The sequence below is a fragment of the Pseudarthrobacter oxydans genome, assembly GCF_034258515.1.
In the GTDB taxonomy this organism is placed as follows: Bacteria; Actinomycetota; Actinomycetes; order Actinomycetales; family Micrococcaceae; genus Arthrobacter.
This window is the reverse complement of the sequence record NZ_CP139438.1, coordinates 1,249,502-1,265,252: the sequence shown is the minus strand read 5'-3', so window position 1 is coordinate 1,265,252 and position 15,751 is coordinate 1,249,502. Positions and strand designations below refer to the sequence as shown.

Here is a 15,751-nt window from a genome sequence, read left to right as displayed (position 1 = left end):
CCTTGGATGTGTCGTTGCGCTGGGCTTAGCTAACCAATGGATGCACCGGCACGGCGTTCCCGTGGCGCGGCCTCCGCCCCGACTGCTTGAGGCTTCGCGTTAGCTGCACCCATACCGTAAGCATGCTTAGCATCAAAAGGGAAGCCTACTTAGTAATTTTTTCGAAACACGGCGGTTCCTGTTCACCCAGCCTTCTCCTGCGGGTAACGCTTTCTCCCCCGCCATTTCAAGCCCCCAGCCCATCGTGGAGGGGTGAGGATCGCAATTGTTGCTGAATCATTCCTGCCGCTGATGAACGGGGTCACCCATTCCATCCTGAGGGTGCTGGACCATCTCCAGGACCGGGGCGACGACGTCCTGGTCATCGCACCCTCTGCGCAGGACGCCCAAGCGCCGGACCACGTCAAGGGCGCAGAGATCCACCGGCTGCCGGCAGTTCCGCTGGCCGGCTACACAAACGTCCGGGTGGCGATGGGCGGTGTGTACCGGGTCAAGCGAATCCTTGCCGATTACGCACCGGACGTCGTCCACCTGGCTTCGCCGTTCATCCTGGGCTGGCGTGCCGTCCAGGCCGCCCACCAGCTGGGCATCCCCACCGTGGCGATCTACCAGACCGAGGTTCCCAGCTACGCGGGAAGGTACGGGGTTCCGTTCCTGGAAAACTGGGCGTGGAACCGGGTGGAGAACATCCATTTGCTCGCCTCCCGCACCCTGGTGCCGTCAACGTTCGCGCTGAACCAGTTGCGCGGCCGCGGCATTCCACGGGTGCGGATGTGGCGGCGCGGGGTGGACACTGCCAGGTTTTCACCGGAAAAGCGCGACGACGGGTGGCGGGCCGGGGTGGCTCCCGGCGGCAGGCGGATCATCGGCTACGTGGGCAGGCTCGCGATGGAGAAGCAGGTGGAGGACCTCGCTGCTCTGGCCGGCGTCCCCAACACCAGGCTGGTCATCGTGGGCGACGGACCGCAGCGTGCGGCGCTGGAGGAGGCCTTACCGGACGCGGTCTTCACCGGGTTCCTGGGGGGCGAAGAATTGGCACGCGCCGTGGCGTCCTTCGACCTCTTCGTCCACCCGGGTGAGTTCGAGACCTTCTGCCAGACCATCCAGGAGGCGATGGCATCGGGCGTGCCGGTGGTGGCCACCGGCCGCGGGGGCCCGCTGGACCTGGTGGAGAACTCGCGGACGGGCTGGCTCTACGAGCCCGGCGACCTGTCCGCCATGCGGAGCCAAGTTCTCGACCTGATGGGCGACGACGCCAAACGCCGCGCGTTCGCCGCCGCGGCGCATGCCTCCGTGCAGGACAGGACCTGGCCTGCCCTCTGCGCCGAACTGGTGCGCCACTACGAAGACGCCATTGCCGGAGTCCCGGTTTCCCTGGGCTCTGGCAGCACCGAAGGAGCAGCATTGTGAAAATTTCCGTGATTGGCTGCGGTTACCTGGGCGCCGTGCATGCCGCCACCCTCGCTTCCATGGGCCACACCGTGGTGGGGATTGACGTCGATCCCGGCAAAGTGGAGCAGCTGGCGCGCGGTGCCGCCCCCTTCCACGAACCGGGCCTGGACGAACTGCTGCGGGACGGCCGGCAAACCGGCAGGCTCACCTTTTCCACCAGCGCCGCCGCTGCGAAGGACGCGCAAGTGCACTTCCTGTGCGTGGGCACCCCGCAGGACAAAACGTCCGACGCCGCCGACCTCACCTTCCTGGTCTCCGCCACCGAAGCCCTGCTGCCGCACCTGGCGGCGGGCGCCGTCGTCGTCGGCAAATCCACCGTCCCCGTAGGCACGGTGGAGATGCTCCGCGGCGTACTGGCACCCCGGCCGGACGTGCTGCTCGCCTGGAACCCGGAATTCCTCCGGCAGGGAACCGCGGTGAAGGACTCGCTGGTGCCGGACCGGCTGGTCTACGGGGTCGACGGCGGGCGCGCAGCCGCCTTTCACAGCGGCACCGGCGCGCCGCTCGGGGAGACAGCGGCCCTGGACACCGTCTACGAACCGCTTCTCCGGGCAGGCATTCCGCGCTTGGTCTGCAACTTTGCCACTGCAGAGCTCATCAAGTCGGCCGCCAACGCCTACCTGGCCACCAAAATCAGCTTCATCAATGCCGTGTCCGAACTGTGCGACGCCTCGGGCGCGGACGTGGCGGAACTCAGCGAGGCGATGGGGATGGACCCGCGCATCGGCGGACGGTACCTGCATGCCGGACTCGGGTTTGGGGGCGGCTGCCTGCCCAAAGACATCCGCAGCTTCCGGGCGCAGGCCGCGGACCTGGGGGTCACGGCCGTGGACGACTGGATGCGCCTCGTTGATTCGGTCAACCTGGGCCAGCGCGAACGGACGGTCGGCCTGGCCGACGAACTCTGCGGCGGCAGCGTTGCCGGCCGCTCCATCACCGTGCTGGGCGCTTCCTTCAAACCGGACACCGACGACATCCGGGACTCCCCCGCCCTGGACGTGGCCGACCGGCTGGCCGCGGCCGGGGCGCACGTCACGGTCACGGATCCCAAGGCGGTGAACCACGCCTGGCGGCGCTACCCGCGCCTGCGGTTCGAGGCCGCCGCCGGGCGGGCGCTCGAAGGCGCCGAGTTGGTCCTGCTGCTCACGGAGTGGGATGAATACAGGCGGCTGTCCCCTGAGGCTGCGGGTGCGGCCGTACGACGGCGGGTGGTGCTGGACGCGCGCAACGTGCTGGACGCGGCGGAATGGCAGGCCCACGGCTGGGTGGTGCGCGGCCTGGGCACCAGGGGCGCCGACGTGCCGGCTGTGGAGAGGGCCCTGCCCCGGGTTTAGTCCAGCAGGCCCAGCTCGGCGAAGGCGAGGGCCACGCCGTTGCCCGCCGGGCCGGCCGTAAACCGGTCGGCAACGGCCAGCACGGCAGGGTGCCCGCCTTCCACGGCGATCCCCACCCCGGCGTATTCAAGCATTTCAATGTCGTTGGCGCTGTCGCCGATAGCCACGATGTCCGCCCGGTCAAGGCCCAGATGCTCCTCCACCACCTGGATGCCCACCGCCTTGTGGGTCCCGGCCATGAAGATCTCCCCGGCACGGTCCCCCAGGGCGGAGAGGGAGCTGGGGATGAGCCCCACCTGCGGACCGAGCAGGTCCACCAGCTGCTTCAGTGGCACGTCAGAATCGAAACAGGAGATCTTGGCGTAGGAGACGGCGCGGAGGTCGTCGCTGTACTGCATGGGTCCCAGGATGTCTTCAAGGGGATCCACATCGGTCCCGAGGACGCCGTCATGCTGCGGGCGGTCGGCAAAAATGGGCCCAAGCACCTCCCTCAGCCGCCGGTCCACGCCCGTGCGGCCGTGAAGGGATTCCGGGGCTTCGAGGATGTAGGCCACGTCATGGGCATCCAGGGCGTCAACGATGCGGCCGGCCAGGTCCTGGTCGAAGCGCGTGTCCTTGAGGACCTGGCCGTCCAGCTCCACCCTGGCGCCGGCGCCGGTGATGGTCCCGTCAAAACCAGCTTCAAGGATGTGGGCGGGGACCATGGCCAGCGGCCGGCCGGTGCACACAAAGACGAGGTGTCCCAGCCGGCGTGCGGTGCGGACTGCCTCCACATGGGCGTCCGGAGCGAGCCCATGGTCTGCGTAAGTGCCGTCGATATCGAGGAACACGGCACGCGGCCGGACGGTCTGCTGGCTGCACATGCGGGAGCTCCTTGGTAGATGGCGGGGTCACCCAATCCTATCGATACAGGAAAACTGACAGTCATCCCGTGACAATCAAACCCTTGCAGAGCAGTAAGCACACTGATTGAATTATGGAACCGGAAATGGGGGCCCGGCACAACTTACCGATTAAGGAGTGGCAACATGGGTATTCTCGGATTTCTCATTTTGGGCCTGATCGCCGGCGCCATCGCAAAGGCCATCTTGCCTGGCCGCCAAGGCGGAGGCTGGGTGGTCACCCTGGTCCTCGGCGTTGTCGGCGCCCTTTTGGGCGGCTGGATCGGCTCGCTGATTTTCGGCGGCGGACTGGCTGAATTCTTCGACCTCCGCACTTGGCTGCTGGCAATTCTTGGTTCAGTCATCGTGCTCCTGGTTTACGGTGCGGTTGCCAACCGCAGCGGCCGCCGGGTGTAGCAACCCCACATATTCCTCAACAAGAAAATAGCGCCGCCCCTCCGAGGGGGCGGCGCTATTTGCGTTCCCGGGGAACCCGGCAACCGGGCCGCACACAGGGCGCCGGCCGGCCTGTAACCGATTCCTGCTGTTCCGCCACCAATTCAGCATTCGCGCTTTATGATGTGCGAGGGGGGTGGCGCAATGACTGATGACTGGAGCCACAGAAAAAATCCGGCAGGACTGATGTTCGGCACGGTCCTGGACGCCAGCCCGGACGCTCTCCTGGCCATTGCGGCCGACGGGAGCATCACTATGGCCAACGCCGCCGCCGGGAGGATGTTCGGGTACGCCAGCGGGGACCTGGCCGGGCGGGACCACCGGACGCTCCTGGCCGAGGGCTTCCGCGGCGAGGTGGCGCAGCTTCTCGCCAGGCTCCTTGCCGGGCCCCGGGAGCACCTCCCGCCGCGCGAAATCTACGGCGTGCGCAGGGATGGAACGGAGTTCCCCGCTGAAGCAGCGGGTTCCCTGGTGCCGGGATCCGACGACGTCGTTCCCGCCGTGCCGCTACTGCTGCTGTCCGTCCGGGGTACTTCCCACCGCCAGGACGCGGATGCGGACCTGCGGGAGGCGATGTCCCTGCTGACCGCCACGCTGGAGTCAACCGCGGACGGCATCCTGGTGATGAGCTCCGCCGGCCACGTGGCCGGTTTCAACGACCAGTTCCTCTCCATGTGGGGTATCCCGCCGGAGCTTATGGCGGGCGACAGCGAGGAACCGGTGATGGAGCTGGTCATGGCCCAGATCGCGGATCCGGTTGCCTTCACTGCCCGGCTCGCAGAGCTGGCGGACAGCCCCTCGGCGGAGAGCCATGATGTGGTGGACCTGACGGACGGCCGGACCTTCGAACGGTATTCGCGGCCCCAGCGGGTGGGCAATGACGTGGTCGGCCGGGTGTGGAGCTTCCGGGATGTGACGCCGCGGCGGAAGGCCCAGGAGCAGGCTCATCAGGCCATGGTGGATCTGGCGGCCCAGGCCGAGAAACTGCGCACGATGGCGTTCCAGGACCCCCTCACGGGACTGGCCAACAGGGCGGTGTTCAATGATGCACTGGCCGGTTCCGTGGAGGAGCCCCGGCTGAAGACAGTGGACGTCCTGCTCCTGGACCTGGACGACTTCAAGGAAGTCAATGACATCCTGGGGCATCAGGCCGGCGACGAGATGCTCATCGAGGTGTCCCGCAGGCTCCGCGGCTGCGCCCCGACTGCCGACGTCGTAGCCCGGCTGGGCGGTGACGAATTCGTGGTCCTCCTGACAGCCTGCCCGGACGCCGATGCCATTGCCGAATGCATTGTCCGGTGCCTGAACGTCCCGGTCACCATCCAGGGCACGGTCCTGCGGCCCAGTCTCAGCCTGGGGCTCGCCTCAATGGCCCGGGACAATGTGGGCGCCTCCGAGCTCCTGCGCCAGGCCGACATCGCCATGTACGCGGCGAAAGCCGCAGGCAAGAACCGATTCCTGCGCTTCCACCCGGACATGATGACGGCCCTGGTGCAAAGGACCTACATGGAGGGCGGGCTGCAGCTCGCCGTAGCCCGGAGCGAGATCTCGGTGGATTTCCAGCCCATCGTTTCCCACCGCATGGACCAGGTGGTCACGTTTGAGGCGCTGGCGAGGTGGGACTGCGACGGCACCCGCGTCCCGCCGTCGGTCTTCATCCCGCTGGCGGAACGCACGGGACTGATTAACGAGATCGGTGCCGAAGTGATGGCACGGGGCATGGCGGAGCTGGCACCCTGGCTGAGCCGGGACCCGTCCCGGTCGCTCGCCGTGAACGTCTCCGGCGTCCAGCTCCAGGACCCGGATTTCGCGCAGACGGTCCTGGGGCTCGCGGAGGCCAAGGGCGTTGCCGCCTACCAGCTCGTCCTGGAGGTCACCGAGAGCGTGTTCTTCGACGCTGACTGCACCCTGATCAAACAGCTCAGCACCCTGCGGGACGCGGGCGCAAGGGTTGCCCTGGACGACTTCGGCACCGGCTATTCCTCGCTGGGCAGGCTTCAGGACCTGCCGGTGGACACTGTGAAGATCGACAGGACGTTCGTGTCCATGGTGCATACCGGCAATGAGCGGCTTCCCATCCTCAGCTCAATGATCAACATGGCCCACAGCCTTGGCCTGACTGTCACCGCGGAAGGTGTGGAAACGGCAGCGCAGGCGGACTACCTCACGGCACTGGAATGCGACACGCTCCAGGGGTACCTGTTCTCGCTGCCGCAGCCCGGCCCGCGGCTGGAGCAGGCGCTGCAGCACGCGGAGGAAGCCCTCAATGCCCTCAAGGGGCGGTAGCGAGACCCCGGACAGGAGCGCCTTCCGCCCTGAGGGGATAGCATGGGAGGGCGTCTCCCGCCCAGGTCTCGGGCGGGCTCCGGTCTCGGTTTTTTCAGGGGTAAAGGCCTTCGGAGTACGGGCGCACACAGGGGGAGGTTCCGCGTGTCTCAGACTGGTCTCCCGCAGCGGCGGTCCGCCGGCGGCAGCAGCATGGCGCCGCTAAAATGGCCGGCGCTGTGCACGGCCGCAGCCTTGGCTGCGCTCGGGCTGTTCCTTGCCGTGAACAGCGGATCTCCGGCCGCCCTCGTGACCGGTGACTTCCTGATCCTCGCAGCTTCCCTGCTTGCCGGAGCAAGCTGCACCCGCGCCGCGCTGCGCCGGGGCGTCAATGCCAGGGCCTGGACCTTCATGGCTGTCGCGGCCTTTTTGTGGGCCGCCGGAATGGCCCTTTACGCCTTCTACGGCCTCGCGAACAACCACGTATATCCGTTCCCCTCCCTGGCGGATGCCCTGTTCATCGGTTACTCGGTGCCCGCAGTCGCGGCTCTTTTTGCCTTCAGGCGGCGCAGCGGCAACCACGCGGTGGCGCTGTACCGGGCGGTCATGGACGCTGCGGTGATTGCCGGTTCCGTCCTGGTGGTCAGCTGGTACATGGTGCTTGGGCAGGCCTTCGAGGCCGAGGGCGATCCGCTGGCGCGGCTCATCGGGATGGCCTACCCCGTGGCGGACCTGGTGATTACGTCCCTGGTGCTGGTCCTTGCCATGCGTCGCCAGCCGGGCGAGCGGCGGCCCTGGCTGTTCCTGGGGAGCGGCCTGCTGGTACTGGCCGTGACGGACAGCATCTACGTGCGGATGACGTTCGACGGCGTTACCGGCACCACCGGGTCGCCCCTCGCCCTGGGATGGATCATCGCCTTCCTCCTGATCGCCCTTGCCCCGCTGGCACCGTACGAGGAAAGCGCGGGGACGGACCGGACTGGCTACACCCTCGCCCTGGAGTTGCTGCCGTACGTCCCGCTCCTCATGGCGGTGGTGCTGTTCGCGGAGCCCCACATGGACGAACTCGAGCCGTTCCTGCTGGTGGTGGGCGCTGCCGTGCTGGTGTTTGTCCTGGTCCGGCAGGTGCTGATCATTTTTGAGAACATCACCCTCACCACGCGGCTGGAGGACGAGGTGGCCGTCCGCACAAAGGAGCTCGAAGCGGCCCGGGAGGCAGCGATGGAGTCCAGCCGCCTGAAGTCGGAGTTCCTGGCCACCATGAGCCATGAAATCCGTACCCCCATGAACGGCGTGGTGGGCCTTACAGCCCTGTTGCTGGAGACCCCGCTGGACCAGACCCAGAAGCAGTACGCGGAAGGCGTCAAGAGCGCGGGTGAGGCATTGCTGGCCCTGATCAATGACATCCTCGATTTCTCCAAGCTGGAGGCCGGCAAGGTTGACCTGGAGTCGCGTCCCTTTGATCCGCGCACGTTGGTGGAGGAGGTGGCCGGGCTCCTGGCGGAACCGGCACAGGCCAAGAGCCTGGAGCTGATCGCCTACTGCGAGCCGGACGTCCCGGTACGGCTGGTGGGTGACTCCGGCCGGATCCGGCAGGTCCTCCTTAATCTTGCCTCCAACGCGGTGAAATTCACGGCGTCGGGCGAGGTGTCCATCAGAGTCACAACGGAGAACCCCGGAGCGGCACCCGGAAGCACCGCCATGGCGTGCTTCGAAGTGCGTGACACCGGCATCGGGATCCACCCTTCCCAGCACCGCAGGCTTTTCCAGTCGTTCTCCCAGGCCGATGCCTCCACCACCCGGAGATACGGCGGTACCGGGCTGGGCCTTGCCATCTGCCGCCGCCTGGCCGATGCGATGGATGGCGAAATTGCCGTGGAGAGCGCTCCGGGGAAGGGCAGCACCTTCCGGTTCCGGCTGCCCTTGCCAGTGGCGCCGCCGTCCACGGACCCGGTTCCGGCGGCCGGCTTCCTGAGCGGCCTTCGGGTTTTGGTGGTGGATGACAACGCCACCAACAGGCTGGTCCTCGAATCCCAGTTGCGCGGCTGGCTGCTGCAACCGGAAGTATTCCCCGATGCGGCCTCAGCCTTGGTGCGTGCCCGCGAGGCGCACACCGCCGGGAACCCGTTCCACCTGGCGGTCCTGGACTTGTGCATGCCGGGCATGGACGGGCTGGCGCTGGCGCGGCGCCTGAAGGCCGAACCCGGACTGGCGGACATCGAATTGATTGTGCTCACGTCCACCATGCAGGTCAACGCGGCCGAGATCACGGATGCCGGGGTGCGCGAATGGCTCATGAAGCCGGTCCGGAGCTCCGAGTTCTACAACCGGCTGGTCCGGCTCATGTCTACGCACGAGCCTTCCGTTCCGGCCGCCGGTTCAGCACAGCCGGCGCCGGTGGCGGACGGGCCGTCGAAGGGACGCATCCTGGTGGTGGAGGACAACGAGGTGAACCAGCTAGTGGCCCGCGCAACGGTCAGCGGACTCGGCTATGCCGTGGACGTGGTGTCCAACGGCGCCGAGGCCCTCAGCGCCACGGCGGATTCCAGGTACTCGGCCGTGCTGATGGACTGCCACATGCCGGTGATGGACGGTTTCGAGGCAACGCGGCAGATCCGCGGCAGGGCGGGCACCCATACCCGCCTGCCGATCATTGCCATGACGGCGGGGGCGCTGGACGGCGACCGGGAACGCTGCCTGGCAGCCGGTATGGACGACTACCTCGCCAAGCCCGTTGATGCCGCCGCGCTGGAAGCCACGCTGGCACGCTGGGTTCCGGAACCCGAGCCCCGGCCGGTCCCCCAACCTGCCCCGCACCCGCTTGCCGTCACCGGGGTCCGGGCTCCTGCCGCCCCCGAAGCCACTCCGGTCCTGGACCAGGACAGGCTTGCCATCCTGCGGGACCTGGGGCCCGGCGACGGCCTGGGCCTGCTGCCCGAGGCGGCGGCCGCGTTCAGGCGGGCGGTCCCCGGACGCCTCGCGGCTCTGAACGCAGCAGTAACCGACGGCGACGGGCCCGCACTTGCCAGTGCGGCTCACGCGCTGAAGGGGGCGGCTGCCAATATCGGGGCGGCACAAGTAGCAGGGACCTGTGCAGAACTCGAACGGATAGGTCGCAGCGGAAGGGACGGAGACGGCCCGGTACTGATCCGCCGTCTCGAGGCGGAACTGCGGCTGCTGGACGCAGGACTGGACGCGGCGTTGAAGGCGGCAACGTGAAGGTGCTGGTGGCTGACGACGATCCGGGATCGCTGATGGTGGCAAGGGCCGCCGTCGAGCGTTCCGGGCATGACTGCCTGGCAGCCGCCGACGGCGACCAGGCCTGGGCCCTGTACCTGGAGCACCAACCCGATGTGGTGGTAACGGACAGGGTGATGCCTGGAATGGACGGGTTGGCCTTGTGCCGGGCCATCCGAGAGCGCGAGGAGGACCTTTACACCTACGTCGTCCTGCTGACGTCGCAGGGGTCCCGCGAGGACATCCTGGCCGGGCTCAAGGCCGGGGCAGACGATTACGTCACCAAGCCGTTGGACCCTTTTGTGCTGCAGGCCCGGCTGCTGGTGGCGCTGCGCGTCACCACCCTCCATGCGGACCTGGCGCATTACCGCAGGGTCCTTGCCCGGCAGGCGCGCACAGATCCGCTGACAGGCCTGCACAACCGGCTGAAGCTCTCGGAGGATCTGGAACAGCTCCACCAGTGGAGCGTTCGGTACGGGGAAAGGTACAGCCTGGCCATGTGCGATGTGGACAACTTCAAGACCTATAACGACCTGTACGGCCACCCTGCAGGAGACCAGGCCCTGCGGGCGGTGGCGGAAGCGCTGCTCGGCTCCGTTCGCAAGAGCGACGGCGTGTACCGCTTCGGCGGGGAGGAGTTCCTGCTGGTCCTGCCCAAGCAGTCGGTATCCGGCGCGAAGGCACTCATGGAGCGGGCACTGGATGCTGTTCGGAACCTGGCGATCGAGCACGCCGGCGATCCGTCCGGCCAACTGCGGCTCAGTGCGGGGATCTCCGCGTTCACGGCAGAGCACCGGGTGGATGCGGTTACCCTCCTGGGCGAGGCCGATGCGGCCCTGTATGCGGCCAAAGCCCGGGGGCGTAACCGGGTGGAACTGGCCCGGCAATCCGGCTAGGCAGCTTTCTTGGAGCCAGGCTTCTGCTGGACCGGCGTCTGCTGTATTGGGCGCTGCTGTCCCGGCTGGTCCTGAACCGGCTGGTCCTGAACCGGCACGGGCTGGGCGGCAGATCCTTCTTCGGCTGGAACATCCGGCTCCGATGCCGGCGCAGCTTCAATGGCGCCCGATGCTTCAGCTGCGCCCGATGCTTCAGTTGTGCGGTTGCGCCGCCAGCGCCGGACCAGGTCGACGGCGGCCACTGCGCCGGCGAGAGGGGTGAGCACCGCAGCCATGTAGACAAACAGCATCCAGGTGAGCGTTGTCAGCGGCGGCTGGTTGTTGTTCAGGAGGGACAGCCCGCCCAAGAGTCCCACGGCCCAGAAGAGCAGGACGGCAGTAAGGACTGCACCGGCCGGGAAATACTGGTTGGTCACGATTTTTTTCAGGGTTTCCATGCACTTCCTCCTGCCTGGCCGGGGGCGCGGCAACGGCCGCTCACCACAAGTATGGGGCCCGGAATCGGCGAAACCGCGCAAGACGCCGCGGCGAGTGACGAACGTAACTGGAGCGGCCGGCGTCGTGCATTCCAGCAGGGATCTTCCGCGTGGCGGGAGGGCGCACTAGCGTGGTGCCTGTCCACTCGAAAGCCACTCTGGAGGTCCCCATGCGCAAAGTCACTGCCGGCTTGTTCCACTCAGTGGACGGGGTGGTCTCCGATCCGTACAAGTTCCAGTTCGACAGCTTCGACGACGAGCTGGGAGCCGGCCTGACCACCATGATGGAAACAGTGGAGACGGTGGTGCTGGGCCGGGTCAGCTACCAGGAGTGGGCCGCCTACTGGCCAAACGCGTCCGTGGACGAGGACTTCGCCGCGTTCATCAACCCGGTGGAGAAGTTCGTGGCGTCCCGGACGCTGGCGGCGCCGCTGGAATGGCAGAACTCGCAGCTGATGGACGCGCCGCTGGAGGAGTTCGTGGCGGGGTTGAAGGAGCGCGACGGCGGCGAGATGGCCGTGTGCGGCAGCATTTCGGTGACCCGTCAGCTGCTGTTCGCCGGGCTGCTGGACTCGCTGACCCTCATGACCCACCCGGTGATCGCGGGAACCGGCCGGCGCCTGTTCCAGGACGGCGACCCCGCCACCCGGCTGGTACTGCAGGACGCGTCCCGGACCAGCAAAGGCAACGTGATCAGCACCTACGGGCGGCTCGGGGCGTAGGCCCTACTATCCGCACCGGGACTGTGAAAGGGTTTGAATATGGATGAAGAAGCCAACAATCCTGATGACGAGGTAGTCCCCGGTACCGGCGTCAACGACCACAGCTGGGAACGGGAGCACCGGCATCCCACCCCTGAACAGGCCCGGTCCATCGGCTACCGGCGCAGGGATGCCGAAGCGAAACTTGAGCAGCACCAGCAGGAGGCCCGGGAGAAGGCGGCACACGCGGAGGAAGAGGGCACCGAGGACACGAAGGACTGACCCGACTGGTTACGACACCGGCGCCAGGACCATGAGTCAGGACCACGGGGCCGGGTCCACGACGCTCTCCGGGGTTGACGGATACCGGTCTGCTGGGTGGCCAGCGCCCGGTGGGACTCCGGTGTGGTGTGCGCCCTGCAGCACCTCGTTGACCGCCTGCGTTATGGTGAGGCTTCTTCCGCCAGCCCAGGCAAGGCCGAAGCGGATTGGGCCGGCTTCCGCCCGGACTCTTGCAATGATGGCTGCTACGCGTTTCCCTTCCTCCGCGTCCAGGGGCCGTACGTGATCCGTACGGTAAGCGTCAGCTGCCGCAAGCAACCTGATGGCGAACTCCAGGCGGTTCTGCCGGGCATAAACTCCGGCCAATGATTCAAGAAATGCAACGAGGTTGCCGTGGGCACCAAGTTCCAGCGACGCGTTGACAGCCTCCAGCAGAAGCCGTTCCGCTGCCTCGTAGTCGCCTTCCTGTTCGTTGCAGTCCGCAAGATTGATGAGCACCACACCCAGCAGCGACCGGTCACTGAGTGGCCGGCCGAGCTCTACGCACTGCCGGGACAACTCCAGTGCCCGCGCCCGCTCGCCAGCGTAGAAGGCCATGCGGGACAGGAGAATTAGTGCGTACAGTCGGGTGCGGTGGCTGGCAGATGGAGAGGACAACGCGTCCGCAGCAAGCCGCTCTGCGGCGACACTGTCTCCAAGGTATGCAGACTGTACGGCAAGGCACATGGTCGTCCAGGCGCTGGCAGAAGCGTTTGCGGTCTCGCGGAACGCGTTCAGCGCCAAGCCATGAAGAGTGGCCGCCTTGGCATAGCATCCCAAAGCCCAGCTCAAGGTAGCGGCCCCGCTTAGCGCCGGGCCTCGAAGCTCCGGTGGAGCATCCGGCACTGCCTCTACCAGCGCAACTGCAGTCCGCTGCTGTTCGGCAAAGTCTCCGGTGAGCTCCCAGTAGTGCCAGAGCTGACCCACAAGGCGAAAGGCCAGTTCCGTTGAACCATGCGGTGCTGCCGCCCACAGCAGTGCCGCACGGAGGTCGAGCGCATCGGAGTGCAGCGTCCGGAAAGCGTCCACCTGGTCCCGGCCCCACAACCGCGGGCATACGGCCTCGGCCAAGGCAACGTAGTGCTCGGCGTGCCGGCGCCGCACTTCAGGCTCTGCGGGAAGCAGCGCCAGCCGGTCGCGGGCAAACTCGCGGATGGACTGCAGCAGGGACACACGCCGCCGTCCTGACCTGTCCGTGTAGCGCCGCAGCAGGCTCTGGTCCGCGAGCGCGGACAGCAGTTCCTGCGTGGATGGCGCATCGGAGGGGACGGGGCCGCGCACAGCGTCGATCGCGGCCAGGGTTGGATCGCTGGCGAAAACACCGAGTTGGCACAAAAGCACGCGTTCCGCATCCGCCAGTAGTTGATAACTCCACTCCATCGTGGCTGTGAGGGTCCGCTGCCGGTCCGGAAGATCCTGGAAACTGGCCGGCAACGCAGCCAGGCTGACCTCCAGGTCGGCGAGGAGATCGTGTTCGCTGAGCTGCCGCAGCTGGGCCGCCGCCAGTTCGATGGCCAAGGGCAGGCCGTCCAGCCGGTGGCACAGGCGTGTTAACACCAGCGCGTTTCCGGGATCCACGGTGAAATGCGGGCGGACGGCCCTGCCCCGGCTCAGGAGCAGCTTTATTGCGGGCACCTCCCGCAGCTGCGCCGGCGGCAGGGGCGGGTCGAGGGGCGGCAGTTCAAGCGGCTCAAGCTCAAACTCGTACTCGGGACGCAACCCCAGCCGCCTCCGGCTGGTGGTAAGGATCCGGAGTTCGGGAGCTGCGGTGAGCAGGTCCAGCACCACCGGCCATGCGCCTTCCAGATGCTCGAAGTTGTCCAGGACCAGGAGCAGGGTTCGGGCTTGGAGAAACCGGGATGCGATTTTCAACGGGTCTTCGCCGGCTGGAGCCTCCAGTCCGAGTGCCGCCGTGATGGCACCCGGAACCTGCTCAGCCTGGGTGAGCGGGGACAGGTTGACCCAGCCCGCGCCGTCAGCCATGTGCTCGCCCAGGCGGCTGGCAGCCGCCATGGCGAGGCGGGTCTTCCCTGCCCCGCCCGCCCCCGTGACGGTGACAAGCCGGCACCCCTCGGAGCGGTAGAGCGAGCAAACCTCCCCCAGTTCAGCATCCCGGCCCACCATGGGGGTGAGTGCGGCAGGCAGGTTGTCTAGGCGCTGCCTGGTGCGGCGGCGGTTTTCGTTGGCGGTGGGCGGCGCAAGGGAGGTATCCTGCCGCAGCACCTGGGATTCGAGCTCCTGCAGGCGCACGCCGGGATCAATGCCCAGCTCCGCCGCAAAGGTTTTCCGCGCCGTCCGGCATGCGGCCAGTGCGTCTGCCTGCCGGTCGGAGCGGTACAAGGCGAGCACCAGCGACGCCCACAGGCGTTCCCGGAACGGATGCTGCGATACTAGCCGCTGGAGCTCCCCCACCACGTTGGCATGGCGGCCCAGGGCCAGTTCCACGTCGAAGAGGTCCTGGCACGTGTCCAGCCGGGCCTCCTCCACCTCTTCCAGGTCCGGGACCAGCAGCTCAATGTCGGCCAGGTCAGGAAACGCAGGGCACTCGAACAGGTCCAGGGCCTGGCGCAGGCGGACCGCGCCGCCGGCAAGTTGTCCCGCTCCCACCTCATGCTCGCCGGCGGCAAGGTGCGCGCGGAACTGCAGCAGGTCGAGTTCGTCGTCGGCAACAGCCAGGAGGTAGCCGCCGGGCCTGCTGGCCAGGCGGCGCGAGGCAACCCCCTTGGGGCGGTTAGGCTCCAGCAAGTTCCTCAGGTTCGCCACGTAGACCTGGAGTTGCGGTCCGGGATGCGCCGGCGGATGGCCTTCCCACAAAGCTTCAGCCAAAAAGTCAGCTGCCACTACCGAGTTTGCGCGCAGTGCCAGGCATTCGAGGACAATACGGAGGTTGCGGCTGCTGACGGGAACCTGGACGCCGTCGGCAATCACCTGCAACGGACCCAGGGCCCTGATCCACAAAGCGCTCATCGGCAAGCCCCCTACTGACCGGCCACGGAAGCGGGACACTCCCGATCCTGTGGACTCCTCGACCAGCGGCCCCTAGCGCCCGCCATGCCACATGATGAGCCCCCTGGGGAACTGCATCAACCCCATCATGCTCCCGGGCACGCGGAGGGTCCATAGCTTGCGCCGTGATTAAGGCTCCCTTAAGCGCCCGGAGTCAGCCTGTACTTGCACGATCCGGTACACCTGAAAGGAAAATACAATGAAAACCAGCAGCATCACTCGAGGCCTCGCCCCAGCCGCATTGGCCGCAGCTGCCCTTGTTGCACCGGCCCAGCCGGCGTTGGCAGCCGAACCCGACATCCTCCCGGCGGGTGTGGGCTGTGCGGACTTCAACCTCGGAATATCATCGACGGGAGGCAAGCTTCAAACGCGGGAGTTTGTTGACCGGAACGGCAATGTCGTCCGGATTATCACCGCAGGCAAGGGCGTCCTGCTCACCTACACCAACTACGGAAGTGACCCGGACAATCCAGAGGCGGGCGAGTCCATCACCTTCAGAACAGATGGATCCGTGTCAAATACTGTGGTCAACCCCGACGGTTCCCGAACCGTCACAGCCACTGGGCATAACGGCATCGTCATGTTCCCCACGGACATCCCAGCCGGCCCCTCCACCACCCAATACCTCGGAAGGGTCGTTTACACCATCAGCACCGAGGGTGTTTGGACCCTGGTCAGTTCATCCGGGACTGCCACTGACGTCTGCGCGGCACTGGCCGGCTGACT

At 66.9% G+C, this 15,751-nt stretch carries 12 protein-coding genes; 9 read left to right on the top strand and 3 right to left on the bottom strand.

Going from position 1 to position 15,751, the window contains the following annotated elements; all coding sequences use genetic code 11:
- Positions 1-252 precede the first annotated feature (252 nt).
- Together SMD14_RS05800 and SMD14_RS05795 are read left to right on the top strand one after the other, a co-directional pair.
- Entirely contained in the window at positions 253-1,410 is a 1,158-nt protein-coding gene (locus SMD14_RS05800) for a glycosyltransferase family 1 protein (protein ID WP_321215674.1), read from the top strand.
- Positions 1,407-2,786, top strand: a complete 1,380-nt coding sequence (locus SMD14_RS05795; protein WP_321215673.1) for a UDP-glucose/GDP-mannose dehydrogenase family protein — start codon at positions 1,407-1,409, stop codon at positions 2,784-2,786. The genes SMD14_RS05800 and SMD14_RS05795 overlap by 4 nt, the downstream gene beginning before the upstream one ends.
- Here the strand turns inward: SMD14_RS05795 and SMD14_RS05790 are convergent.
- On the bottom strand, positions 2,783-3,649 hold the full coding sequence (locus tag SMD14_RS05790; RefSeq protein ID WP_321215672.1) for an HAD family hydrolase: 867 nt from the start codon (positions 3,647-3,649) through the stop codon (positions 2,783-2,785). The two genes, SMD14_RS05795 and SMD14_RS05790, sit on opposite strands and share 4 nt — an antisense overlap.
- Positions 3,650-3,814: 165 nt before the next feature.
- On the opposite strand from SMD14_RS05790, the gene SMD14_RS05785 reads away from it, so the two are divergent.
- From SMD14_RS05785 to SMD14_RS05770, 4 genes are all read left to right on the top strand, one after another.
- Complete coding sequence (locus SMD14_RS05785; RefSeq protein WP_104997136.1) at positions 3,815-4,084, top strand: GlsB/YeaQ/YmgE family stress response membrane protein; 270 nt, start codon at positions 3,815-3,817, stop codon at positions 4,082-4,084.
- Between the two features lie 183 nt (positions 4,085-4,267).
- A complete protein-coding gene (locus tag SMD14_RS05780) occupies positions 4,268-6,409 on the top strand; it encodes an EAL domain-containing protein (protein ID WP_321215671.1) in 2,142 nt (713 codons plus the stop codon).
- Between the two features lie 144 nt (positions 6,410-6,553).
- Positions 6,554-9,607 (top strand): response regulator, encoded by a 3,054-nt coding sequence (locus SMD14_RS05775; protein ID WP_321215670.1) that lies wholly within the window; start codon positions 6,554-6,556, stop codon positions 9,605-9,607.
- Positions 9,604-10,521, top strand: a complete 918-nt coding sequence (locus tag SMD14_RS05770; protein WP_321215669.1) for a diguanylate cyclase — start codon at positions 9,604-9,606, stop codon at positions 10,519-10,521. The genes SMD14_RS05775 and SMD14_RS05770 overlap by 4 nt, the downstream gene beginning before the upstream one ends.
- On the opposite strand, the gene SMD14_RS05765 is transcribed toward SMD14_RS05770, so the two are convergent.
- Positions 10,518-10,958, bottom strand: a complete 441-nt coding sequence (locus SMD14_RS05765) for a hypothetical protein (RefSeq protein WP_321215668.1) — start codon at positions 10,956-10,958, stop codon at positions 10,518-10,520. The two genes, SMD14_RS05770 and SMD14_RS05765, sit on opposite strands and share 4 nt — an antisense overlap.
- A 209-nt stretch (positions 10,959-11,167) precedes the next feature.
- On the opposite strand from SMD14_RS05765, the gene SMD14_RS05760 reads away from it, so the two are divergent.
- On the top strand, positions 11,168-11,719 hold the full coding sequence (locus tag SMD14_RS05760; RefSeq protein ID WP_321215667.1) for a dihydrofolate reductase family protein: 552 nt from the start codon (positions 11,168-11,170) through the stop codon (positions 11,717-11,719).
- Positions 11,720-11,758: 39 nt separating this feature from the next.
- Positions 11,759-11,980 (top strand): hypothetical protein, encoded by a 222-nt coding sequence (locus SMD14_RS05755; RefSeq protein ID WP_321215666.1) that lies wholly within the window; start codon positions 11,759-11,761, stop codon positions 11,978-11,980.
- 36 nt (positions 11,981-12,016) lie between these two features.
- Here the strand turns inward: SMD14_RS05755 and SMD14_RS05750 are convergent, their stop codons facing one another.
- Entirely contained in the window at positions 12,017-14,986 is a 2,970-nt protein-coding gene (locus SMD14_RS05750; RefSeq protein ID WP_321215665.1) for a BTAD domain-containing putative transcriptional regulator, read from the bottom strand.
- A 238-nt stretch (positions 14,987-15,224) separates the two neighbouring features.
- Here SMD14_RS05750 and SMD14_RS05745 point away from each other — a divergent pair, with 238 nt between their 5' ends.
- A complete protein-coding gene (locus tag SMD14_RS05745; protein ID WP_321215664.1) occupies positions 15,225-15,749 on the top strand; it encodes a hypothetical protein in 525 nt (174 codons plus the stop codon).
- Positions 15,750-15,751 lie beyond the last annotated feature (2 nt).

Excerpts from the sequence above, each read along its gene's own strand:
- SMD14_RS05790 (WP_321215672.1), bottom strand. The coding sequence starts at position 3,649 with ATGTGCAGCCAGCAGACCGTCCGGCCGCGTGCCGTGTTCCTCGATATC.
- SMD14_RS05785 (WP_104997136.1), top strand. The coding sequence starts at position 3,815 with ATGGGTATTCTCGGATTTCTCATTTTGGGCCTGATCGCCGGCGCCATC.
- SMD14_RS05780 (WP_321215671.1), top strand. The coding sequence starts at position 4,268 with ATGACTGATGACTGGAGCCACAGAAAAAATCCGGCAGGACTGATGTTC.
- SMD14_RS05765 (WP_321215668.1), bottom strand. The coding sequence starts at position 10,958 with ATGGAAACCCTGAAAAAAATCGTGACCAACCAGTATTTCCCGGCCGGT.
- SMD14_RS05760 (WP_321215667.1), top strand. The coding sequence starts at position 11,168 with ATGCGCAAAGTCACTGCCGGCTTGTTCCACTCAGTGGACGGGGTGGTC.
- SMD14_RS05755 (WP_321215666.1), top strand. The coding sequence starts at position 11,759 with ATGGATGAAGAAGCCAACAATCCTGATGACGAGGTAGTCCCCGGTACC.
- SMD14_RS05750 (WP_321215665.1), bottom strand. The coding sequence starts at position 14,986 with ATGAGCGCTTTGTGGATCAGGGCCCTGGGTCCGTTGCAGGTGATTGCC.
- SMD14_RS05745 (WP_321215664.1), top strand. The coding sequence starts at position 15,225 with ATGAAAACCAGCAGCATCACTCGAGGCCTCGCCCCAGCCGCATTGGCC.